Here is a 22691-nt window from a genome sequence, read left to right as displayed (position 1 = left end):
AACTATGTCCCTTTAACTTTGTAAACGATGTGCCTTTAACGTACCACTGCAATAACAATCTAGAGATATAACAATGGTAGTTTACCCGCCTTGGACGCGGGAGGTTGTAGGTTCGAAATGCGTAGCATTCATGAGTTCCTAATTATCAAATATTAACCTTATGAACTAATCCTGCTCTCTAGACAAATTGCTCCATTAGCATAGTGGTTAGTGCATCCGACTTTCTATCGGAAGACAAGGGTTCGATTCCCTTATGGAGTACAGGACGGAGTGTGAAAAAATGTCTGGTAGACATTTATAGAGAACGGGCCAGATGGCGTGTTGGCGAACACTCTAATATAACAAATGCAGGGATGGCGAAACTGGCAAACGCGCCTGACTTAGAATCAGGATCTTGAGAGTTCGAGCCTCTCTCCCTGTACAATGCTCCACTAGCCCAACTGGAAGAGGCATCGGGTTTAAGCCCCGTGCAGTCTTGGTTCGAATCCAAGGTGGAGTACGAGTATGGGCTCATGGTGTAAACGGAAGCACCCAAGGTTACGACCCTTGAAGTATAGGTTCGAGTCCTATTGAGCTTACAAATTGACCTGTGATGTAACGGCAGCATCCAAGACTTTGACTCTTGGTGTAAAGGTTCGAAATGCCCCGCATTCGTGATTTCTTAAAACAATAGAGATCAATGAACAATCCTTTCAGGTCATCAAAATGGTGTCTCTAGCTTATCTGGTAAAGCACCCCGCTGTGAACGGGAGGAACAGGGTTCGAGTCCCGGAGTACACCCAAAAGGAACAGTAGCAAAGTTGGTCAATGCGTCGGATTGAAGATCCGAAGATATAGGTCCGAAATGCAGCCATTCACGAATACCTATTTAAAAAATAATAATCCAATGAGCTAATCCTATCTGTTCCACTGATTTTTTAAAACAATGTTTAACCAATTCATCTAATTATTATGGAAACTCACTTTACTATTACCAAAGGAAAAATGAATTCTATTAAACTTTTGATTACTAGAGTGTTATCAAAGTGGATGTCAAATTATGTCAAAGCGATGAGTAAAGCTTTGTACCCTTCAGAAACTAAGAAGGTAAGCAGCAAAAATGATAGACATCGCATCTTGCATAAGTGATTTTTTTATCTACGCAAAAATACTGCGTAGTATGATTTCATCTTTGTTGTGTAATTAAAACAGGCCCTCTGGTTTATGGGGTATATCCAAGGGTTTGAAGTAGTGCCCTGCTACAATATAGGGTAAGTAGCAGGGCTATGATAAAGAACCTCTTTAGCTTAAAACTCAGCGCTGATGGTAAAAGAAGAAGCGCTACAAAATATAAGTTCATTAAAATATCAAGCGAGTCTTGTTGAGTGTTTCTGTATAGCACCATTGTATGAGGTATTGCAAAGTTTGTATCATCACTTCATATACAACTTGGCTTGAAGGTTTTGGCTATTCACCAAAAAATAGCCACCGGATCTGTAGGTCGTGGGTTCGATTCCCACTCTCTTAATTGAGATAGTTCAGCGGTTAGAACAACAGACATTTGGATGCACAGGTTCGATTCCTGTCGGGGCCACCTATTTTAGGCTTCGTAGCTCAGTTGGTAGAGCACTACGCTCATAACGTAGGATATGGACTGATACTCCATTTTCTAAAGCTGATTATCTTTTAAAACTGGTCGCCAGCCTGTCACGCTGTTAAATATGACAAAAATTGTGATTGCAAATCGGTTGATATAGTACTCTTACAATATCAACAATCTTGAAAGTACTTTGAAATATTGGTGTCGTTATGATTTGAAATAGCTGCTTTTTTTTATTCAGATATTAGATACTATTATCCTTTATATGGTAATACTCTCTTTTATTTTTTTTACCTAAAACCTGTTATTGAAGATATATCAAACTAATATTTCCGCACAGGAAAGATGATTTGCTTTCATTGTTTTTTTATAAAACAAATACTTGATTCTGGGAATCAATTAAAATATACTTTGAGCAAGGACTATACCCGTGGTTCTGGATTAAAGTAGACAAGGTCTCTGTTACAGGAATTGTCATCTAATGAATGTTTAATTTAAAAAGTAAAAAAATGAAACGAGTAAGAATTAATGCGGGCAAAGTAGGTTTAGTTTTCAAAAAAGGAGATTACCATCGTGCAATTACCAAAGGAATCCATTGGTTAGGGTTTAATGAAAGGGTAATACAATATGATCTTACAAAACCTTTTGCAGCACCAGTAGCACTGGAACTCTTACTACAAGACAAGGAGTTGGAAGCCATGCTACATCTAATTGAAGTAAAAGATAATGAGATCGTGCTGATGTACGAGAATGGTAATTTCAAAAATACATTATCCGCCGGTCGTTATGTCTACTGGAAAGGATTGATTGATTATGAATTTGCATCAGCAGATTTAAGTAAGATTTATATCACCGAAAAGATTGATAAATCATTGTTTAGCCATTATGCGTTGACTAAATACATCAGAGCATTCGAGGTAGCTGCTTATGAAAAAGCAGTATTGATTGTAGATGATGTGTATACCAAAACTTTAGAAAGTGGTACATACCGTTTCTGGAGAAATGATACTTCTATCAAGATTGCTAAAGCAGATTTACGTCAATTGCAACTAGAAATTTCGGGCCAGGAATTGTTGACTAAAGATAAAGCAGCAGTTCGTATCAACTTTTATACACAGTATAAAGTTACTGATATTGAAAAAGCTTTATTGGATAATAAAGACTACGAAAAACAATTGTATATCGCCATGCAATTAGTATTACGTACTTATGTAGGTACTTATACTTTGGATGAGCTTTTAGAACGTAAAGAAAGTATTGCACAAGCAGTATTTGAAGACACAAAAACAGAAGCTTCTAAACTAGGTGTAAAAATCCTAAACTGTGGTATCCGTGATGTGATCTTGACCGGTGAAATGAAAGATATCATGAACCAAGTATTGATCGCTCAAAAAAGAGCGCAAGCCAATATCATTACTCGTCGTGAAGAGACAGCCTCTACCCGTAGTTTGCTAAATACTGCCAAACTTATGGAAGATAATGAAATGCTCTACAAACTTAAAGAAATGGAGTATGTAGAGAAAATTGCTGACAAAATCGGTGAGATTAGTGTCTCTGGAGACGGTGGTATGGTAAAACAATTGAAGGACATATTCTCTGTGAATAGGTAGGTGTGAAAAGAATGCACTGGTTTTTATAGCAGCTGGTGCATTTTTATTACAACATCATATATAACGTAACAAACTTTCATTAAAGGAAAATAAACGTAAACCATTCCAATATTTGAAGCAAACTAAAGAAGATTGAAAGTAATCCTCTAAAGGGAAAACACATCATGAATATTATCATCAAACATATCGAAATCATAGAACGGATTGATCAACTAATTCGTTTGCAGGCAACAGGTACACCAGAAGACTTTGCCTTTCGTTTAGGAATTTCTAAAACTAAATTATACAGAACAATTGGCGTAATGAAAAAATTAAATGCTCCAATTGAATATAATATACATTTGGAAAGTTTTGTTTATGTAGAGTCGGTAGCGTTTACTTTTGGGTTTTATAGAGAAGATTAAAATCATGTTTAAGTAGAGGAGTTAGCTTATAAGAATAGTTTGATTAAACCATTATTTTAATCTTCAGGACAAGTCCCTCCATAAATAATGTTTGGAATCAAAATAGCACCGTTAAAAAGTACTGGTTTACTTGTACGATTTTCTGCAAAATAATCATTAACGTAGGAAGCGTTAATATAAGCTTTCTGATTTCTTTGTTTTGTGGTTAAATCACACCAATATTTGAATTCGTCATGAAAAACATAAATAAATTTGAGAGATGCTTTTCCCTCAGAGTCTGTTGTAATTCTTCTTCTTTGATCTAAGCGTTCAGGCACATTAAATACTTTTACTATCATTTCTTGATTCGGTACTGCATTTGAAATATCAATTTCAAGATGATTCTCAATTTGGTATCGCTGTTTCTTATATTCTATTTTGACATCATTACATTTTGTTGCTAAAAGCGTAAAGGCCAATGAAGCAATTAAAAATAGTTTCATAGCATTTTTTTTAAATTATTAATTGTGAATGATTTTTGTTTTTAATAAAATTAGAATAAAGTAATAGTTTGTGCAATAGGAAATGCCCTGAAAAATTTAAGGGTTTTTCCTCTTCAAAAAAGGGGAAAACCCTTTTTAAAAAGGAGCTGTTCATTATACATACGATTGCTCTCATTTTTTTTTAAATTCTAATTAACCGATGGAAACTGAATTCGAATATAAATATCCTAAAACGTATTTAGGAAGGCTCTGGAGTTCGGTAAAGCAAAGTTTAACTAACTAATTTTCTTCAAAAAATCTTTATCAAAAGTTCCTTAAAAAGTTAATGTAACACTTTTTACACGACGACGTAGGACTATATAATACGCTGACGCGTACTTATATCTGATATTATATCAAATACGCGGTATCCGCCGTTTTACCTTACATAATACATTTGTACTATAATGTACTTGCGTTATGTATTACCCTGAGTTTGCCGAAGGGTCACTTTGCTTTGGTACGACATAATTTTGAAGATTAAGAATCTTTGAAATTGTGGGCGAGAAGATGAGTTGGCTTTCTAGTTCTACATTCTCTTTAAAAGTTTTCGGCTAAGTTCTAATTAGAATATGTTTTATCTTTACTTTATAAAAACGGAGAAATGATACCAGAAGATTTTAGAGATTTTTTCATTAGTTCATCGGCTTTGGTTCAATCAGAAATTGTTTCCACATTATTGGAGATCTCTACTGAGGGTTCAGCCCTGATTGATAGCAATCAGAGTAAAGCCATAAGCTGTCCTCATTGTAAGTGCAATAAAATTAAGGCTAATGGTAAGCTCAAAGGAGTACAGCGCTATGTTTGTAATACTTGTCATAAAAACTTTAGTGAAACTACCGGTAAGTTCTGGTACAACCTCAAGAAGAAAGACAAAGTTAATCGTTATTTATTCTGTTTACTCTCTGGATATAGTATTCGCAAGAGTGCCAAAGAAACAGGGATTTCTATTCAGACTTCTTTTGATTGGAGGCACAAATTACTTGTCTCCTTTGGGAGCGTAAGTGTGGATGAATTCCAAGGAATCCTAGAGAGTGATGATCTTTTCTTTGCTTACTCTGAAAAAGGGAATCGAAATTTGGATCGTCCTGCTAGAAAACGTGGCGCAAAGGCAAGTAAAGCTGGTCTCAGTAATGAAAAAGTAGCTGTGATAGCCAGTTGTGACCGATCAGGGAACAAAGATTTCAAAGTAGCTACCAGAGGTCGCATTAGTAAAAGTGACTTGGAGACTATATTACAAGGGAAGTTGGCTAAAGTAGAAACCCTTTGTAGCGACAGTCACAGAAGCTATACTGCATTTGCAAAAGACAAGAAGGTAGCACACAAAAAATTTAATGCTTCGAAGGGTCAAAGAGCTGTTGACAAAATATATCACGTACAAAATGTGAATAATATGGATATGCGTCTAAGGAAATTTATGGAGCCCTTCAATGGAGTGGCAACAAAATACCTTCAGAATTATCTGAATTGGTTTTTAGTCTTAGAAAAAATAAAAAATTCAACCAGTAAAATGGCAACCGTAGCAGCTATAGCCTTTGCTTCCAATACTGCCTGGATGGAATTTAAAAACATAGTAGTAAATAATATGCTTTTTAGAACTTAGCCAAGTTTTCTAACGAAAAGCCTCTTTAAAAAAAAGGTAATGTAACACTTATTGCCCGAAACGACAGTAGGAGAGTAGGGGAATGTGTGTGTAATGGATTACACTTCTAAAACATCTTTCTAGAATCAGCATTTGAAGATCCGTTTCGCATTAAAACTTTAATAAATTTGTATAGAATTTTTATCTTATTTTAACTTATGCTCAATCACATAATTTCCCCAATCTACAATAGCTTGAATCAGAGGTATTAAAGTTTCGCCAAACTCAGTTAGAAAGTATTCTACTTTTAGAGGTGGTTTTGAGGTATAAACTTTCCTCTTTATGATTCCATCTTTTTCCAATGTTTTTAACTGCAAACTCAAGGTGCGTTCAGTTACCCAAGGTATTTTCTTTCTAAGTTCATTATATCGTAATGTATTATTTTTCAGGTGATATATGATAACTGTTTTCCATTTCCCACCAATAATTCCCATCGCTAAACTTGTACAGCAGGGATATTCTTTTTCGTTAAATGTATACATATTTCTAATTTAATTAAACTATCATTTTTGACCGTTATTGCAAAGATAATATAATATACTTAATATTGTAACTATATTAAGTATAGTAATAAAATCATAATATGATTTGTTTGAATTTGAAAGAGATAAAATAAAACTAACAAATGCTTTTAGAAAAACATTTCTTTAGGTAAAAAAAATCAAACATTAAAAAAATAATAAAAGATAAGCTATGAGCCCAGTTTTAATTGATAGTATTGGTTACGCAGCTTTAGTGATTAATCTATATTCTATGTCCACCAAAGGTGAATATAAGCTGCGATTAATTTCACTAATTGCGAATATAGGTTACATTTTTTATGGCGCATTAATTAGTGCTTCACCAATAATAATAGGATGTACAATTGCTGTGTTTCTCCATGGATTTCACATAAGAAGATTACGAATAAAAGATAATAGCAATGATTAGAATAAAAAAATCCAAAGAATCAGACACAGAAGTTTTAGCACTTTTAGGAAGATTAACATGGGCTGAATCTCATGGTCATTATATAGATGATAAAAACAATCTATTAAAATACCTTGACGAGAATTTTTCAGTTTCTAAAACGAAACAGAATATAAAAAACCCCAAGCAACACTTCTATATTATTTATGCAGATGATTTACCTATTGGTTATGCGAAATTAATAGTAAATGTTATACATGAAAATGTTGCTTCACAAAACAATTGTCGATTAGAACGAATTTTCATCCTTAATGATTTTATACCCTTAAAAATTGGAAAACAGTTACTAACTTATGTTGAAGAGCAAGCCAAAGCATTAAAATTAGATACCATGTGGCTTTCCGTTTATATAAAAAATAATAGAGCCATAAGGTTCTATGAAAAAAATGAATTTAAAAACGTTGGAGAATTAAATTTTATAGTCAATGGAAATTCTTATGAAAACATCGTATTCTCTAAAAAACTATAAGGATGTCTGAATACAATAAAACAATAATTTTTAAAGTTTAAATCAATTTATTAAATCTGCGAGATGATGTGGCTGGGAATTATGATTACTATTTCTGTATCATAATGGCGTTGGCTTTCTTGTTCTACACATTCTTAAAAGTTTTCTAACGAAATGTTCTTTTTAAAAAGGTAATGTAACACTTGTTATACGAGCCGACGGCAGGAGGGGAGTGGGAATGTGTATGGAATGGGTTATATTTATGTTAGTTTTAAATTTTAAATATGGTTTATTCTCCGGAATTTCTTGAAAAAATTAGACATGAGAAAGGATTTGATCCATTCTCTACGAATTTTAATAAAAATAAATTTGCCAATATTATAAGAAATAAAAAAGATTATAAACTAGCTAATTCATTAATTATATTGAACATTAACATTTTCAATCCCTTATTAAATAATGTTAATATACTTACAAAAAAATCATCATTAAGCTATTCTCAATTGGTTAAATATACTATATGCTTATCAAATTATGAAACACATTTGACTCAATATTCCTTTAAACAAAAATTAAAAAAATCTAAAGAAATAAATCTAATTACTGAAAACGATACCGTTTTTGAAAATATATTAGATATAACATCTTTTCAGCTTGAATTCTTTACTTATTTAAGTTTTTCTAATAAGAATTCTTTACTTTCTTTTGATGAAAAAGAAGTAGATATAGTATCCCAAATTTTACATTTCTCCAATTGCTGTTTTGAATATAAAAAGCATTATGAAAAGGCTATATGGTCAGCAGGAGAAATTATATTAAATAAAGATAATATTTCATTTAATTTTGGAGACAATAGATTTCTTAAATCACGTGATATCGGTATAAAAAACATACAAAACACTTTATTAGGTGCTATAGGTGATAATCATATCGAGAGTGAGGTAAAGAATTTCACTTTAAATAGAATGAATACTAATCCAATAATTGTTGGTGAAATTAATTTTTCAATAGATGAACAAATTTCTTATAGAAAAAGAGCAATAAGTGATTGTAATTATGTTAGTGATTTTTTAGTTTTTGCAAAATCATATTATTCACACATTTTGCAAGATAAATTACCTGAATTATATGATTTAAATATTTTAGACTGTTTTATCATATTTTCAGAAATTCAACATATTGTGAATTTGTATCAAAAGCCTGTATTATTATCTACAGAAGAAGGGATTCTAAACAATTTAAAAGAATATTTACCCAAAATAAGTGTTAGTAGTTTTGAGAAATCATTAATTAAAGTTCTCCCATATAAAAAAGAGGTAATTTGTAATTTTCTAAATAAGTGCATTTATTTAAATTCTGACTCTAAACCTTTCGATCTTCATATATTTCCATTAATCATAGTTGATGATAATATCTATTTTACTTTTAATCAACTAGAAAGGAGTTCTATCCATCTAATGATAGATAACTGGTTATCAGTTGGCGATATAAACAATTCAATAAAAGGTATTAATTATGAGAAGCTAGTTAAGGAGAAATTCAATCATATAACTGATTCTAAAAATTCAAAAATATCAGTTCTTCCAATAAAAAAAATTGATAAATTTAACGGACAGATAGATTTAGTTCTTAAGATCGAAAATTTATATATAGTTGCAGAATTAAAAGCAGAAGTCTATCCTATAAATTCAAGAAAGTATTATAGTAGTTATCATTATGGAGATTTATATAAAGGGGCAAATCAATTAATTGAAACCAAAAAATTTATTATAGAAAACTCTAGGATATTGCCTAAAGAACTAAGTGGTATAACCGAAGATAATGTGATTTTTGTATTAATAACAAATTTCCCCGTTTATGATGGGTTAAAAATCAAAGGCTTTCCTATTATTAATGAAGAAACACTTTTAAATTATTTCTATACTGATAGAATGAAAATCAAATCAGTAAGTAAAGGAAATACTCAAATAATTGAAGAAATAATGTACTATAATAATGAAAAAGAATTTATTAAGAATCTAAAAGCGTATATTGATAATCCTCCATTCTTAAAATTCATGAGTAAGAGTTCAAGCGTTAATAAATATATCTATAGCGTTAACCATAATATGCCTTCAATCGAATTTGAAATTGTAGAATTTTGACCATTGAAATAAAAACTTTTTATGATTTAGATTCTTTAGTAGGCACTAATAATTCTCTAATATCCACATCCAAAATCTCAGCAATACGCTTTAAATCTTTTAAATGCGGTTGTGATTTATTATTACACATAGAAGTAACTGTATTAGGATTTCTATCTAGCTCGGCAGCTAGTTCTTTTTGACTCATCCCTTTAATAATCAGTACTTCTTTTATTCTATTTATTCTTTCTGCCATATAGTAAAATTAGTCATAATGATAGTTTCATACAATCCACTAAACTTAGGAATACTGGTATATATGATAAAAACATTGTTTATAACTATGTTTGCATTGGTTAAATCAATATTTATACCATTCTAAACATATAATTAATATGAAAAACAAAGAATTAATCATTGAAGTTATACAACAAGATTTAAAACATAGTCAACTATTATATGGTTTAGATGAAATAGGGCTTTGCGGTACTTAGCTTTACTTTATAGAAATATCAGAAATAGTTAGCAGACTTATGAATGTACCAGTGGAAAAACAGGTGATCATTGGATGGAAACTTATATGAATTTTATGAGAGATACTGTTAATTATAAAATTAGTCACTAGATAAATTTTCTCTTATTTTTTTCTTCTCAAATGTTTCTTTAAAAATGTAATGGAATACGCTTTGCCCGAAGCGACAATAGGAGTGAAGTGGGAATGTGTATAGAATGGGATTATTACCTATCACATAAATTGTACTCTCAAATTTTATATATCTAACTAAATTCGCTATATTACACCAATAGTATGATTATTTAAACACCTAATTATGTCAACAATTAGAAAAACGATCACATTTACAGAGAAGCAAGATAAGTGGATAAAGTCTCAAATTAAGGCAGGAGAGTTCACAAATGATAGTGAATATCTTCGTGATTTAGTAAGGCGTGACCAAGCTAAAAAGGCTAAATTCTCAGCACTTAAAGCAGCTATAACTGAAGGTATGGATAGTGGTATTAGTGATAAATCTGTTCCAGACATTATGAAAGATGTTGAAGAACGAATGCGAGCAGATGGGCGTTTATAAAGTATCTGGAAAAGCAGAAACAGACATTACCAAAATGTACGAATATGGTATTGAAACATTTGGATTAAAACAAGCTAAAGAATATTTATTAGGAATGCACACACTTTTTCAAGTATTAGCTGATAATGCTAATCTTGGACGTGATGCATCAGAATTTATTCTATCATTAAAACGATTTTCTTATAAATCTCATACTATTTTTTATTTGACTACAGATATTGATATTTTGATTATTCGTGTATTAAACCAAAGCATGGATTATGAAAAGAATTTATAAATTTTAACTCACATCTTAATACAATAAAACAATAATTTATAAAGTTTAAAGCAATTTTATATAATGTCTTATTATGATTACTATTTTTGTATCATAATGTTCTGCGTTATGTAACTTGAGCTTTGGTTAAAAGCGAAAGTTGTTACTACAGTTTCTTGAAAAAATTTATTCTCAAAAGTTTCTTCTACGATGTTAATGGAACACTTTTTATGCGACGACGTAGGAGGGAAGCGTAATGTGTGTGAAATGGAAGTTATAGTTTTAATGTTAAAATTATACACCGTATATTTATAATTTAAATTCAGACAATATGAAAGATAAATATGCAAATGGTTACGTCTTTATGGCTTCAAGTTTAGATGGTTTTGTTGCGCGACAAGATAACTCGTTAGACTGGTTAATGAAGTATGGTGTAGATGAAAATGACAATAGCTTTGAGGAGTTTACTGAAAATATAGATGTATTAGTAATGGGAAGTGGTACGTTTAAAACTGTACTTGGTTTTGACCAATGGCCTTATAAAATGCCTACATATGTAATGAGTAGAATATTAACTCAAGGAGATGTTCCAAAATCATTACAAGACAAAGTAACAATTAAAGCTTTAAGCCCTAATGAACTTATGCAATTTCTTGTTCAAAAAGGCTTAAAAAAAGTATATGTTGATGGAGGTAAATTGGTACAATCATTTATCAATAATGGATTGATTAACGAAATTACGCTTACACTAATTCCTATTCTTATAGGAAAAGGAAAACGATTGTTTGATGAAACAGAAAGCGATATTGATTTAGAATTAATTAATTCTAAACAGATGAAGTTTGGGTTTGTACAAAACCACTATCGAGTATTAAAGAAATAAAGATGACAAATAAGGCATTAGGTAGACCGACAAGCGATAAATTGTTATTGTCAAAAGATGATATTCTAAAAGAGGCACTTATAATTCTTGATGAACAAGGAGAAAGTGGGCTTTCTTTTAGAAAGTTAGCAAAAGTATTTGGAGTTACTGCAATGGCTTTAAAACATCATGTAGGTTCACGTCAAGATATCATTAAAAGCCTTGTAGAAATTGTTTATAAGAACGTAAATAATATTCCTAAAACTAAAGATTCTAAAGATGTAATTAGAAAACTATTAGGAAACTATTGCGAATGTGTTTTTAAACACCCTAATGTATCAAGATTACTATTAGGAGACCACTCATTAATTAATCAGGAGTTAATTAGTCTTACAAATTCTATTAGAGAGCATGCCATTTTGTTAGTTAATGATGAAACTGAAGGTATTTTGTTTGCAGATGTGATTGTTGATTACACACATGGGTTTGCATTAGCAGCAGCTTCCCAAAATAAAAAAACAGATTTAGGAGTATTGACTATCAATGACTTTTATAAAGGAATAGATTGGATATTTGGAAGAGTATAACACTATGAAACACATTAAAATAAAAGGAGCGAGACAAAACAATTTAAAGAATATCAATGTTAATATTCCAAGGAATCAAATAGTTGTTTTTACAGGATTATCAGGTTCTGGAAAATCTTCTTTGGTGTTTGAAACTATCACTGCTGAAGCCCAAAGACAACTGTATGATACATTTAGCACATTTGCAAGAAGTCGTTTACCGAAATACGACCAAGCGGACTATGATGCAATTGAAAATCTATCTCCAGTAATCCTTTTAGAACAGAAACGTATTGTAGGAAATTCACGCTCAAATGTTGGAACATTATCTGAAATTTCTGCATTTTTAAGATTGTTATTCTCAAGAATAGGTTCACCAGAAGTTGGTATGTCTAATCACTTTTCTCCTAATTCTCCAGAAGGTATGTGTCCAAAATGTGGAGGAGCAGGTTCAATAAATGATTTAGATATTAACGGAATCATTGATTGGAATAAATCTTTAAAACAAGGAGCAATTCTCTTCCCAGATTTTAAAGTGAATTCTTTAGCTTGGAAATTGATAGTTAACTCTGGTTTTTTTGATATGGATAAACCATTAAAAGAGTATTCCGAAAAGGAAAAAGAAACATTGTTTTATGCAGATGGACTCAAGTTTAAATTAAGTGAAGGAGAACAAGGATTCGATGCAAATTTTAATGGTATAGTTACAAAAATAAATAGAGGATTTTTAAAGAAAGATTTCAATAGTCTTTCTAAATCAAGACAAAAAATTATAACGCAGTTTGTGAAATCAACAACCTGTAATGATTGTCATGGAGCACGATTAAAAAAAGAAGCATTGGCATGTAAAATTAATGGCAAGAATATTTATGAACTTGGACACGTACAGCTTACAGAGTTCCATAGCTTTTTAAAATCAATTGAAAGTCAGAAAGTAGAAACTGTTTTAGAACAACTTTTAAAACGAACAGACAACCTTATAAAGATTGGTGTTGGTTATTTAAATTTATCAAGAGCAACAGGAACATTATCAGGTGGTGAGGCACAGCGTGTTCAATTAGCAAAACAGTTAGGCAATAGTTTAACCGAAATGTTATATGTTTTAGATGAACCAAGTGTTGGCTTGCATCCAAGAGATGTAGATTTGGTTGCAGATTTATTAAAAGAGTTACGTAGCCAGGGAAATACAATTTTAATGGTTGAACATGACCCAGATTTAATAAAAATTGCTGACCATATTGTAGATATGGGACCACACGCAGGAAGTAGAGGAGGAGAAGTGGTATTTCAAGGAAATTTTGATGAATTATTAAAGGCTAAAACACTAACTGGCAAATATATAAATCAAAAAATCCCAGTAAAAAAGAACTTTAGAAATTGGATTAATTATTTTGAAATTAAAAACGGAACAGCTAATAATTTAAAAAATATAAATGTTAAGATTCCTGAAGGAATATTTGTTTGTGTTACTGGAGTTGCAGGTTCTGGTAAGAGTTCATTAATTCATAAAGAGTTTTTAAAAGCACATCCAGATGCAATAGTTATTGACCAATCACCTGTTGGTAAATCTATTCGTTCAAATCCAGCAACTTATACAGGAGTATTCGACCAAATTCGTGATTTATTCGAAAAAGGAAACCCAACGACCAGAGCTTCCTTATTTAGTTTTAATGCAGAAGGAGCTTGCGAAAACTGTAAAGGATTAGGATACATTTTAATGGATTTGGCATTTATGGACCCAATAAAAACCAATTGTGAAAAGTGTAATGGGAATCGCTACAGGAGTGAAGTTTTAAACCACAAATTTAATAATAAAACGATTATAGATGTTTTAGAATTAACAGTAAATCAAGCAATCGATTTCTTTAATGATAAGAAGATTCTAAAAAAATTAAATGTCCTTCAAGAAGTTGGGTTGGGTTATTTACAATTAGGTCAACCATTGTCAACTTTATCTGGAGGTGAATGCCAACGTGTAAAATTGGCAAGTGAACTACATAAAGAAGGAAACATTTATATTCTGGATGAACCAACAACAGGTTTGCATTTATCTGATATCACCAAGATTATTGAACTATTAGAAAAATTAGTAAATAAAGGGAATTCAGTAATTGTTATTGAGCATAGTTTAGATATTATGAATAATGCAGATTGGATTATAGATATTGGTCCTGAAGGAGGCAAAAATGGAGGCGAATTGATTTTTGAAGGAACACCATCAGAACTTCAGATGAAAAGCGAAAGTTATACTTCAAAATTTCTAAATCTTTATAATAGTTCGAATTTGCCGACCTCATAAAACTTTGGTCAAAACACGAGATATAATGATTGCTCCAGTGGAGGAATTATTATATCTGCGAGATGATGCGGCTGGATAATGGTGGTAACCTAGATTAAACAAAACGTTGTAAATCGCCAACACGCCAGCTCGCTCACAAAATCAAAAGTCTACTAGACTTTCAATTTTATGCCGTCTAAAATATAGCGATTGAGCTCCAACGCACCAGCTGGCTCTTGCATATAAAGGTCTGGAAGACCTTTATATTTCAGCCCTGTTTTCAAAGTTTTGTGCAGTCTTGATTTTTTTGTTTAGCTCACGCGTTAATATTTTATTGGAGTTCGTGAATCTCCTAAAGTCGATTTCTTTTTTTATTAAGAAAAAAAGATAAGCTAATTTAGATATATGATAAATACAAGCTACAAATTAGATACAATTCTCATTAATTCAGTAATAGTAAGTGGTGTACATAAAGACTTTTACGACAATTGGGCGGATATTGAAGACCAAAATATAGATAGTTCAATTTCTGGTATATATTTTTTACAGAGATATAATAATGATGAAATAATTCCTATTTCAAGGTTAATTGGTAAAGACAATCAAGGCATTTTATATATTGGAAAGTCAGAGAATTTAACAAGAAGGCTTGGAACTCTTATTAACCTGATAAATGGAACATCTACAACAGGCAAGCATAGCATGGGTTTGAGATATCAAGAAATAGAAGTATTCCAAAAGCATTTAAAACCTGAAAATATCAAACTACGTATAATTTTTTGTGATAATCCAAGAGACATAGAATCTTCTATGTTATTGGAATATTTATATAAGTTTGGTGAATTACCACCATTAAATAATTCAAAGTAGATTCTATTTTACATAATATTAATTGGTAGAATTAAAAAAAGTTTAAATAGTTACGAGAATAAAACAAGTGCATAGAATTTTATTTTTACTCACATATTTAATTATTTGCAGAAACTTCAAATGTGTTCGTGAATCTCCTAAAAAGTCGATTTCATAAAATTTATGCTCTTGTGGCAAGCTTACGAGAATCGTCTAAAATTTTTTATTACGTACATTTTATCGAATACGCGATTTTTAATTAGTGCAAAAAGGTTAGCTTTTATTTTGGCGTTGGTAAGCGATGGATAATTGTGTGTAAAATAAATTGCCAGAGCAATTTGATTTTATAAAACAATCGAGCGCTTGGTAGCGGCTATTTTACATAACGGCTAATTATAGATACAAATGTAAGCAGAATGTTTAAACAATAGTTTTTTTTGTAATTATGATGACCCCAGTCAGTAGCTACGATCATTATGAAATTGAATCACTGTGGGATATTTTACATAATACTACATTATAGTTACAATAGAACTAACAAGCCGCAAATTGGCTTTTACATAATTGCTGACGATATAAAACACCTAACGGTGTCGTTATATCTGCAACTATGTAAAATACTACGTATGCGCCAATTTGCTATAATATACATTTGTACTATAATTTATATTATGTAAAATAGAATATTTAGTTGCTTCCCTGTTATTTATTTGAGCTATTACTAATTATTAGATACTGCAGTATTATTTTTCTCTTCGAGTTTTAATACATTACCTCTATATCGTATTGATGTTCGGTAATTACTATGTATTATAATATCACTTCTCAAATTTGGATATAGTGTCACTGATACTCTAAGCCATTCTGTAGCATTCCTAATTTTAAAGTTCATCAAGTACCTTTGTTTTTTCTCATTGTATGTAACTTTAACATGCTCTGGTACGCCATCAAATTCTATGTTATTGCTCTTATTATTAAAACCTGCAGATATTTGGCGTTCTCCATAATACGGTAAATAGATCGATATACTATCTCCAATCATTCTAAAATGATTTAAATTTCCTGATAAACTTATATTACTCGCTGTACTTCCTGGAGGAAACAATACGCTATTGGTCAATTCATTAAGACTAGCACTAGCTATTGGTGATGCCCAATCCGATATAATCTCTAGCCTTTTTTGTGCTACCAATTCATCTAAAACCTTACTTTCATTTGTAGATACCTCCATATTTTGAGAACTTCCACAACTGATTAGCAAACAGCTTGTAAATATTAAAAAAAGAGTTTTCATTTTTATTGATAATATACTAATTATCGCCTCAAATAGTATATCATTTTTTAAAATATTAACACATTTTTCTAGCATAACATTCAGTAAATCAGATTATTAATAGAATGTTTTAGGCTCTAAAACCTATACCTTCCTCGTACATATAATAAATTTGGGGTTCCATAATACCCAAACTCTGATGTACCAAAGTTTAGATTATGATTTACCTCTAAAGAAAAATTAGTGTCAAAATCATACCCCATACCATATATAAACTTAGTCTGTAACGGAACTTTTATTATATCATGATTTACATTTCGTGTAAGTTCTATTTCCAAACCAGAAAAAAGATGAAATTTATTTGTCAAATGTAATTTTCCTCTAATCGGCATTTTAAAAACATCTGCAGATAGATATGTATCATTATACCCCTGTAATTCTATAAATAAATTTGAATTTACTTCATAGTTAATTGTAAAATATGCATGCTGTTCACGACTTGATAGTCCAGAATATGAAAATCCACCGATTGCTAATTTTGATTTCTTATCTACCACCCCATTTGTATCTGTTTCTTTTTCCTGTGCATATATTTGTTTTCCAGATAAGAAAACAGAAAATATAACTACTCCTACTACAAGAATAGTATGCCTTTTTCCATGCATTCGAAACAGTTTTAATCTTTGTTTGTTGTATTCTAAAGAGTCACTATTTATCATAATTAAGTGATGATATTAGTTAAAAAATACTATTCGCATAAAAGACTATCAAAAATGATGTTGCGTTACAGAATATAACATTCTACTTTAATTCTTTGTGGGGCAAATACGTTACTTTTGCCAGATGCAAAAAAATAAGTTCGCTCAGTTTGAATTTGTAACCCTTATGGCATCTTTAATGTCTATTGTTGCTTTGGCTATAGATGCTCTTTTACCAGCACTTGATATTATAGGAATTACTATTGGTACTACGCAGATAGCAGATAATCAATTGTTAATTACTATGATTTTTCTTGGCCTTGGTATTGGTCCATTAATTTTTGGGCCAATATCAGATAGTTTAGGGAGAAAACCTGTTGTGTATGTGGGGTTTGCGCTCTTTATTATTGCAAGCTTCATCTGTGTTTTTGCTACAAGTATAGAAATGATGGTATTAGGTCGAATTCTACAAGGTATTGGACTATCAGCACCCAGAACTATTGCTATTGCCATGATTCGAGATATCTATAGCGGAGATTATATGGCACGTATCATGTCATTTATCACCGTAGTATTTATTTTAGTGCCTATTATTGCCCCCGCATTGGGAAAATTTATATTAGATCATTATGATTGGCAAACGATATTTTATGTACAAATGGTGTTTAGTATACTAGTATCTTTTTGGTTTTGGAAACGACAAGCTGAAACCTTAGAAATATCTAAACGTATTAAATTTACATCTACTATTTTTATGGATGGCCTTAAAGAATTAGTACAATACAAAACGACCATTGGATATACCCTTATTTCGGGCTTCATTGTGGGGTCTTTTATGGTTTATCTAAGTACTTCGCAACAAATTTTTGAACAGCAATATCAGTTAAAAGAAGAATTTCCATATATATTTGGTCTTTTAGCATTTTCAATAGGTTCTGCTATTTTCTTAAATGGAACGCTTGTTTTAAAATATGGTATGGAGAAATTGGTTACCACTTCTCTATTTGCATTTTTTGGGATTTCTCTGTTATACATCATATTATTTTATAACTCTTCAAATCCAAGCGTAGAAATTTTATTACTATTCTTCGGAATGCAATTTTTTGCTATTGGGTTTTTATTCGGAAATTTAAGGGCTTTAGCCATGCAACCTGTTGGTCATATTGCAGGTATAGGTGCTGCAATTACGGGTTTTGTTTCTACAATGATGGCAGTTCCAATCAGTACCTATATCGGAAGATTTGTTTTGGGTACTACCCTACCTCTTTTTATTGGGTTTTTGGTATGTGCCATACTTTCTATTATTATCCTTTTGTACTTAAAAGTATCTGTAAAGCGACAAAAGATTAATGACTAATAGAAATAGTTATCTATTATTCTCTTTATTTGTATTACTATCGTCTGGAACAGATAAATCACCATTTCCAGCAATGGCAAATCGATCTTTTTTTGATCCATATCCAAAATTTGAAGATCTACGATATTTATTCTGGAAATCTGCAAATCGTCTTTTTCTAGTGGGTTTTTCTTTACTACTCATAATGGTAAGTTTTAGTTAAATTAAACGATTATCAATTAATTCTATTTCTAAGTTATTACTTTTTTTGATTTTAATCTATTCATTTAAAACACTTTATATTTATTTTATGATACGTACGAACAATCCTGCTTAGAGTTTGGTATAAGTCTTCTATTTCTTATTTTTATCGAGAATTACAGTGATTTCTTTGGCATTATGTTCCTCTACAACAAAAAGAATATTGTAATCTTCAGGCACTAAACTATTCTAATAAAACTCACCAACCTTATTGATTACTTGCCTAGCATCAACTAATCCTTATTATTTTGTAATATGAAATAATTTAGAAAGCTATAAGTCTGTAGCTTAAATAACTGTAGCTAGTATAGATTGATCATAGTGTAAAATTGAGATAAACCCTTGGAATGGTTCTTGATTATTTTTAACTTAGTAACATTATAATTATCCCTATGAGAACTTTTCTCTATATTTTTATTGGTATCATTTATGTGCAAGGATTTGGGCAAGATATTATCCCTAATACCACACAGTTACCAACTAGTACAACTTCTGATTATGCATTAATCAATGATTATCAAGGTATTATTTTTGACAAAGAAAAGTCAAGAGTATCTTTTGATTTTATAGAAGATAAAACTTCTGGTACCATTGCAGGATTAGATTTCAAAATTAATTTCAATCCTCAAGATCCTGAAAATGCAACTTTTAAAGGTACAGCACTTATTACTACACTAGATACCGATAATTTTTTACGTGATGGACACTTAATGTGGGAAAAATTCTTCTATAGAAAAAAGTACCCAAAAATAAGTTTTACGAGTACTCATGTAGTTTCTTTTGATAAGAATATCTATAAAGTCATAGGTAATCTTACTATTAAAGGAATACAAAAAGAAATTATTCTCACGTTCTCTCTTGATGATAAAAAACTATTAGGAAAAACTACTATCCACACTAGTGATTTTGGAGTAAATATTCATGATGAGCGTGAAAAGAATAAATTAGATATTCGATTCTATTTTCCAATACTTCAATAAAAAAGCAGTACGTTTATAGTACTGCTTTTGTGAATTTATTCTTATTTGGTAAACTTATTTACTTCTATATCTTATTTCCGTTAATATCTAACTCGATGACTACCTTATTCAATTTTTTAACTTCTTCTAATTGAGTGGCTTTATCTCCTACAACAACATAAATCATTTTATCTTCTTCAATATGCTTGGATATAACTGATTTAAAATCTAATTCACTCATATCAATAAGCTCTTTCTGATCATCTTCTATAAACGAGGCCGGTTTATTATACTTACTCATCTCTCTTAAGATACTTAACTTATCATCCAATGCTTCATAATCTCTAGTACTCCCTTTTAAAATCTTAGTTTTTGTGATTTCTGCATCATTCTCACTAAAACTTTCACCATAAGAAGTTATCATTTCTTCTATAATCTTGAGAGATGGTAGTGTGGCATTTGAACGCACACTTGTTACTACAAAAAATGGAGAGATGTTCTTTTGTGCTCTAATTACCGAATATGCCCCGTAAGTATACCCTTTTTGAATACGCAATGTTTGAAACAATCTTCCGCTGGACCCACCTCCTAAAATTTCGTTGGCATAATCTAGATTATTAAACTCAGGGTTTGTTGCTGATAATGCTAATTTGCCAATAAATATAACTGATTGTTTAGATTCTGGTACATCTATAAAGTACAAATGACCGGCTTGATCTTTTTCTGAGATTTCTATTTTGGGAATTACTACACTTTCAGTATTCCAGCTAGAAGCAAGCGATGATAATGTTTCTTTTACTCTACTCTTATTTATATTTCCTGCAATATGAAAAGTTGCATTTTGAGGCGATAGATTTTTGTAATGAGTTTTAATATCATCCAAAGAAATATTCTCTGTGGTTTCTAATGTTCCAGAATTTGGGAGTCCTAAAATATTCTGACTTCCATATAATAATTTATTAAAATTAATCGAAGCAATAGCTTGCGGACTAGCTTCTCTACCTTTTAAATTAGTCTGTAAGGCTTGTTTTAAACGAGTATACTCTTTCTCATCCCACCGTGGTTGTAATAATATCTCTTCGATCAACCCTATAGTCTCTTCAAAGTTTTTAGCTAAACAAGAGGCCTTCAAACGTATTTCTTCTGTTCCGCTAGTAATATTGATTGATGCCCCTAATAATCCAATAGCTTCTTCTAACTCTGCCGAAGTTTTTGTAGCTGTACCTTCCATCATCATACTAGTCATAAAACTAGACATTCCTGATTTCTCTATTGGGTCTAATAAATGTCCACCCGGAATTATAATATCGAAACTAACTAGTGGCAACTCGTTATTTTCTATACCGTACAGCTTCATTCCGTTTGATAATTCTCCTGTCCATACTTCTGGAGATTTAAACAATGGTAATTCTCCAAAATCAGGCTCACTTCTATCATGTAAAGACGGTGTTTTTTCATATACTGCTTCTTCTCCTTGTTCTACTTCTTCACTGGCAACATCTTGTTTCACTTCCTCTACCCATACTTTAGCTTCTTGAGCATCTGTGACAGCAAGGTTTAATTGATTTTTTGGTACTACGCTGGTCATAACATAGTTTTTATCTTTGATATATTTGGTATAGACTCGCATGATATCATCACGAGTAACCGCATTCGTTAATTTGGCAGTTTCTGAAATATAACCAGGATCTCCTTTAAATTCATTATCCTGAACCAATTGAAATGCTTTATTAAGTACGGTGCTAAATCCTTTATATAATTGAGTTTCGAGCTCGGCTTTGATCCTTTTGAGTTCATTATCAGTAAATCCTTCTTTTTCAAAACGTCGCAATCCATTGTTTATAGCTGTTTTAACACTATCTAAATCTGTCTCAGCGTTTGCTCGTACTATGAATGAAAACTCACCGGCAATCTCGCTAGATCTCTGAAAACTTCGAGGATTAGGTGCCAGTTTCTTTTCTTCAACAAGAATCTTATATAAAGGTGATTTTTTACTTCCGCTTAATAATTTACCCAAAATACCCAAAGCATATGTATCTTTATGATACTCTTCTACTGTAGGATATATCATTCTAAGTTCTGGAAGCTTTGCAAAGTTATCTTCAAAATATAAAGATTTACTACTTTCTAGAGTAACAGGCATTGGTTCTAAAGGTTTAACATCTGATCCTTTTCTAATTTCTCCAAACCATTTTTTAACCAATTCTTTGGTCTTATCAATATCAATATCTCCTGCTATTACTAATGAACCATTACTAGCCCCATAGAATTGATTATAAAATTCTTTTACGTCATCTAGAGTTGCTGATTGCAGATCTGGAAGTGATCCAATGACTGTCCAACTATAAGGATGTCCTTCTGGATATAGGTTTTTACGAATAATTTCATCGGTATATCCATAAGGAGCATTATCAACTCGTTGTCTTTTTTCATTTTTAACGACTTGTTTCTCTCTTTCTAGAGCTGCTTCAGTAACCGTATTGATCATATATCCAAAGCGATCAGAATCTATCCACAGGATTTTTTCGAAAGCATCCTTTGGTACAACTTCATAATATACGGTTCCATCATTCCAGGTACCACCATTTCTTGTTCCTCCCCATTCTGGTATTAATTTTCGGTTAGCGCCAACAGGGGTGTTTTCTGAATCATTAAAAGACATATGTTCAAAGAAATGTGCAAAACCTGTTTTACCCGGTTTTTCTCTATTAGATCCTACGTGCATCATAGTTGCTACTGCCACAATAGGATCACTATCATCTTTATGTAGAATGACTTCTAGACCATTATCTAATGTGAATTTTTCATAATCGATTTTAAATTCTGGAGAAGTATCAGATATTTCTTCTTTAGTAACTTTTTGTTCTGAATTAGAACAAGAATATAACATTCCAAATACGGCAATTAAAGTTAGTGCTTTTGTACAAAATGACATTGTGAAAGGATATTTTGATTAATGAATTGCTTAG

General features: G+C 31.3%; 20 protein-coding genes and 8 tRNA genes. 21 read left to right on the top strand and 7 right to left on the bottom strand.

Going from position 1 to position 22691, the window contains the following annotated elements:
* Window positions 1-59: 59 nt before the first annotated feature.
* From ATE84_RS26250 to ATE84_RS16630, 10 genes are all read left to right on the top strand, one after another.
* Window positions 60-183 (top strand) — tRNA-Pro (locus ATE84_RS26250).
* 6 nt (window positions 184-189) lie between these two features.
* Window positions 190-261 (top strand) — tRNA-Glu (locus tag ATE84_RS16660).
* Window positions 262-347: 86 nt separating this feature from the next.
* A tRNA-Leu gene (locus ATE84_RS16655) sits at window positions 348-421 on the top strand.
* Window positions 422-425: 4 nt separating this feature from the next.
* Window positions 426-499, top strand: a tRNA-Leu gene (locus ATE84_RS16650).
* A gap of 7 nt (window positions 500-506) precedes the next feature.
* Window positions 507-578, top strand: a tRNA-Arg gene (locus ATE84_RS16645).
* A 129-nt stretch (window positions 579-707) separates the two neighbouring features.
* Window positions 708-781, top strand: a tRNA-His gene (locus tag ATE84_RS16640).
* 4 nt (window positions 782-785) lie between these two features.
* Window positions 786-909: transfer RNA gene (locus ATE84_RS26245), tRNA-Phe, on the top strand.
* A 605-nt stretch (window positions 910-1514) separates the two neighbouring features.
* Window positions 1515-1573: transfer RNA gene (locus ATE84_RS26240), tRNA-OTHER, on the top strand.
* 515 nt (window positions 1574-2088) lie between these two features.
* Entirely contained in the window at window positions 2089-3189 is a 1101-nt protein-coding gene (locus tag ATE84_RS16635; protein ID WP_101449037.1) for a slipin family protein, read from the top strand.
* A 164-nt stretch (window positions 3190-3353) separates the two neighbouring features.
* Window positions 3354-3593, top strand: a complete 240-nt coding sequence (locus tag ATE84_RS16630; protein WP_101449036.1) for a hypothetical protein — start codon at window positions 3354-3356, stop codon at window positions 3591-3593.
* A gap of 56 nt (window positions 3594-3649) precedes the next feature.
* Here the strand turns inward: ATE84_RS16630 and ATE84_RS16625 are convergent, their stop codons facing one another.
* On the bottom strand, window positions 3650-4075 hold the full coding sequence (locus ATE84_RS16625) for a hypothetical protein (RefSeq protein WP_101449035.1): 426 nt from the start codon (window positions 4073-4075) through the stop codon (window positions 3650-3652).
* Window positions 4076-4718: 643 nt separating this feature from the next.
* Here ATE84_RS16625 and ATE84_RS16620 point away from each other — a divergent pair.
* On the top strand, window positions 4719-5717 hold the full coding sequence (locus tag ATE84_RS16620) for an IS1595 family transposase (protein ID WP_101444842.1): 999 nt from the start codon (window positions 4719-4721) through the stop codon (window positions 5715-5717).
* A 185-nt stretch (window positions 5718-5902) separates the two neighbouring features.
* Here ATE84_RS16620 and ATE84_RS16615 read toward each other — a convergent pair whose 3' ends face one another.
* On the bottom strand, window positions 5903-6238 hold the full coding sequence (locus ATE84_RS16615) for a helix-turn-helix domain-containing protein (protein ID WP_101449034.1): 336 nt from the start codon (window positions 6236-6238) through the stop codon (window positions 5903-5905).
* A 440-nt stretch (window positions 6239-6678) separates the two neighbouring features.
* Here ATE84_RS16615 and ATE84_RS16605 point away from each other — a divergent pair, with 440 nt between their 5' ends.
* On the top strand, window positions 6679-7194 hold the full coding sequence (locus ATE84_RS16605) for an N-acetyltransferase (RefSeq protein WP_101449032.1): 516 nt from the start codon (window positions 6679-6681) through the stop codon (window positions 7192-7194).
* Between the two features lie 263 nt (window positions 7195-7457).
* On the top strand, window positions 7458-9317 hold the full coding sequence (locus ATE84_RS16600; RefSeq protein WP_101449031.1) for a hypothetical protein: 1860 nt from the start codon (window positions 7458-7460) through the stop codon (window positions 9315-9317).
* 19 nt (window positions 9318-9336) lie between these two features.
* Here ATE84_RS16600 and ATE84_RS16595 read toward each other — a convergent pair whose 3' ends face one another.
* A complete protein-coding gene (locus ATE84_RS16595) occupies window positions 9337-9552 on the bottom strand; it encodes a helix-turn-helix transcriptional regulator (RefSeq protein ID WP_101449030.1) in 216 nt (71 codons plus the stop codon).
* Window positions 9553-10126: 574 nt separating this feature from the next.
* On the opposite strand from ATE84_RS16595, the gene ATE84_RS16590 reads away from it, so the two are divergent.
* From ATE84_RS16590 to ATE84_RS16565, 6 genes are all read left to right on the top strand, one after another.
* Window positions 10127-10384: a type II toxin-antitoxin system ParD family antitoxin gene (locus tag ATE84_RS16590; RefSeq protein ID WP_101449029.1), complete on the top strand. Its 258-nt coding sequence runs from the start codon at window positions 10127-10129 to the stop codon at window positions 10382-10384.
* Complete coding sequence (locus tag ATE84_RS16585) at window positions 10371-10661, top strand: type II toxin-antitoxin system RelE/ParE family toxin (RefSeq protein ID WP_158237273.1); 291 nt, start codon at window positions 10371-10373, stop codon at window positions 10659-10661. The genes ATE84_RS16590 and ATE84_RS16585 overlap by 14 nt, the downstream gene beginning before the upstream one ends.
* A gap of 310 nt (window positions 10662-10971) precedes the next feature.
* The gene (locus ATE84_RS16580) at window positions 10972-11523 is read left to right on the top strand and encodes a dihydrofolate reductase family protein (protein ID WP_101449027.1); all 552 of its coding nucleotides are present in this window, start codon (window positions 10972-10974) and stop codon (window positions 11521-11523) included.
* A 2-nt stretch (window positions 11524-11525) separates the two neighbouring features.
* Window positions 11526-12089, top strand: coding sequence for a TetR/AcrR family transcriptional regulator (locus ATE84_RS16575; protein WP_101449026.1), 564 nt, complete (start codon window positions 11526-11528; stop codon window positions 12087-12089).
* Window positions 12090-12093: 4 nt separating this feature from the next.
* A complete protein-coding gene (locus ATE84_RS16570; protein ID WP_101451073.1) occupies window positions 12094-14367 on the top strand; it encodes an excinuclease ABC subunit UvrA in 2274 nt (757 codons plus the stop codon).
* 384 nt (window positions 14368-14751) lie between these two features.
* Entirely contained in the window at window positions 14752-15216 is a 465-nt protein-coding gene (locus ATE84_RS16565) for a hypothetical protein (RefSeq protein ID WP_101449025.1), read from the top strand.
* A 700-nt stretch (window positions 15217-15916) separates the two neighbouring features.
* Here the strand turns inward: ATE84_RS16565 and ATE84_RS16560 are convergent.
* On the bottom strand, window positions 15917-16489 hold the full coding sequence (locus tag ATE84_RS16560; RefSeq protein ID WP_158237272.1) for a DUF4251 domain-containing protein: 573 nt from the start codon (window positions 16487-16489) through the stop codon (window positions 15917-15919).
* 116 nt (window positions 16490-16605) lie between these two features.
* Window positions 16606-17133 carry a hypothetical protein gene (locus tag ATE84_RS16555; RefSeq protein ID WP_101449023.1) on the bottom strand — a complete coding sequence of 176 codons (528 nt, stop codon included), beginning with the start codon at window positions 17131-17133 and terminating at the stop codon, window positions 16606-16608.
* Window positions 17134-17311: 178 nt separating this feature from the next.
* Between ATE84_RS16555 and ATE84_RS16550 the strand changes: the two genes are divergently transcribed.
* Window positions 17312-18523 carry a multidrug effflux MFS transporter gene (locus ATE84_RS16550; RefSeq protein WP_101449022.1) on the top strand — a complete coding sequence of 404 codons (1212 nt, stop codon included), beginning with the start codon at window positions 17312-17314 and terminating at the stop codon, window positions 18521-18523.
* A gap of 9 nt (window positions 18524-18532) precedes the next feature.
* On the opposite strand, the gene ATE84_RS26235 is transcribed toward ATE84_RS16550, so the two are convergent.
* The gene (locus ATE84_RS26235) at window positions 18533-18706 is read right to left on the bottom strand and encodes a hypothetical protein (protein ID WP_158237271.1); all 174 of its coding nucleotides are present in this window, start codon (window positions 18704-18706) and stop codon (window positions 18533-18535) included.
* A 449-nt stretch (window positions 18707-19155) separates the two neighbouring features.
* Here ATE84_RS26235 and ATE84_RS16545 point away from each other — a divergent pair, with 449 nt between their 5' ends.
* Entirely contained in the window at window positions 19156-19743 is a 588-nt protein-coding gene (locus tag ATE84_RS16545; RefSeq protein WP_101449021.1) for a YceI family protein, read from the top strand.
* A 64-nt stretch (window positions 19744-19807) separates the two neighbouring features.
* Here ATE84_RS16545 and ATE84_RS16540 read toward each other — a convergent pair whose 3' ends face one another.
* Window positions 19808-22657, bottom strand: a complete 2850-nt coding sequence (locus ATE84_RS16540) for a pitrilysin family protein (RefSeq protein ID WP_101449020.1) — start codon at window positions 22655-22657, stop codon at window positions 19808-19810.
* Window positions 22658-22691 lie beyond the last annotated feature (34 nt).

Source organism: Aquimarina sp. MAR_2010_214 (genome assembly GCF_002846555.1).
Lineage (GTDB): Bacteria > Bacteroidota > Bacteroidia > Flavobacteriales > Flavobacteriaceae > Aquimarina.
This window is presented reverse-complemented; position numbering and strand designations above follow the sequence as displayed.

What these genes read in the sequence shown, in the direction of transcription:
- ATE84_RS16635 (WP_101449037.1), top strand. Translation starts at nt 2,089, where the DNA reads ATGAAACGAGTAAGAATTAATGCGGGCAAAGTAGGTTTAGTTTTCAAA.
- ATE84_RS16630 (WP_101449036.1), top strand. Translation starts at nt 3,354, where the DNA reads ATGAATATTATCATCAAACATATCGAAATCATAGAACGGATTGATCAA.
- ATE84_RS16625 (WP_101449035.1), bottom strand. Translation starts at nt 4,075, where the DNA reads ATGAAACTATTTTTAATTGCTTCATTGGCCTTTACGCTTTTAGCAACA.
- ATE84_RS16620 (WP_101444842.1), top strand. Translation starts at nt 4,719, where the DNA reads ATGATACCAGAAGATTTTAGAGATTTTTTCATTAGTTCATCGGCTTTG.
- ATE84_RS16615 (WP_101449034.1), bottom strand. Translation starts at nt 6,238, where the DNA reads ATGTATACATTTAACGAAAAAGAATATCCCTGCTGTACAAGTTTAGCG.
- ATE84_RS16605 (WP_101449032.1), top strand. Translation starts at nt 6,679, where the DNA reads ATGATTAGAATAAAAAAATCCAAAGAATCAGACACAGAAGTTTTAGCA.
- ATE84_RS16600 (WP_101449031.1), top strand. Translation starts at nt 7,458, where the DNA reads ATGGTTTATTCTCCGGAATTTCTTGAAAAAATTAGACATGAGAAAGGA.
- ATE84_RS16595 (WP_101449030.1), bottom strand. Translation starts at nt 9,552, where the DNA reads ATGGCAGAAAGAATAAATAGAATAAAAGAAGTACTGATTATTAAAGGG.
- ATE84_RS16590 (WP_101449029.1), top strand. Translation starts at nt 10,127, where the DNA reads ATGTCAACAATTAGAAAAACGATCACATTTACAGAGAAGCAAGATAAG.
- ATE84_RS16585 (WP_158237273.1), top strand. Translation starts at nt 10,371, where the DNA reads ATGGGCGTTTATAAAGTATCTGGAAAAGCAGAAACAGACATTACCAAA.
- ATE84_RS16580 (WP_101449027.1), top strand. Translation starts at nt 10,972, where the DNA reads ATGAAAGATAAATATGCAAATGGTTACGTCTTTATGGCTTCAAGTTTA.
- ATE84_RS16575 (WP_101449026.1), top strand. Translation starts at nt 11,526, where the DNA reads ATGACAAATAAGGCATTAGGTAGACCGACAAGCGATAAATTGTTATTG.
- ATE84_RS16570 (WP_101451073.1), top strand. Translation starts at nt 12,094, where the DNA reads ATGAAACACATTAAAATAAAAGGAGCGAGACAAAACAATTTAAAGAAT.
- ATE84_RS16565 (WP_101449025.1), top strand. Translation starts at nt 14,752, where the DNA reads ATGATAAATACAAGCTACAAATTAGATACAATTCTCATTAATTCAGTA.
- ATE84_RS16560 (WP_158237272.1), bottom strand. Translation starts at nt 16,489, where the DNA reads ATGAAAACTCTTTTTTTAATATTTACAAGCTGTTTGCTAATCAGTTGT.
- ATE84_RS16555 (WP_101449023.1), bottom strand. Translation starts at nt 17,133, where the DNA reads ATGCATGGAAAAAGGCATACTATTCTTGTAGTAGGAGTAGTTATATTT.
- ATE84_RS16550 (WP_101449022.1), top strand. Translation starts at nt 17,312, where the DNA reads ATGCAAAAAAATAAGTTCGCTCAGTTTGAATTTGTAACCCTTATGGCA.
- ATE84_RS26235 (WP_158237271.1), bottom strand. Translation starts at nt 18,706, where the DNA reads ATGAGTAGTAAAGAAAAACCCACTAGAAAAAGACGATTTGCAGATTTC.
- ATE84_RS16545 (WP_101449021.1), top strand. Translation starts at nt 19,156, where the DNA reads ATGAGAACTTTTCTCTATATTTTTATTGGTATCATTTATGTGCAAGGA.
- ATE84_RS16540 (WP_101449020.1), bottom strand. Translation starts at nt 22,657, where the DNA reads ATGTCATTTTGTACAAAAGCACTAACTTTAATTGCCGTATTTGGAATG.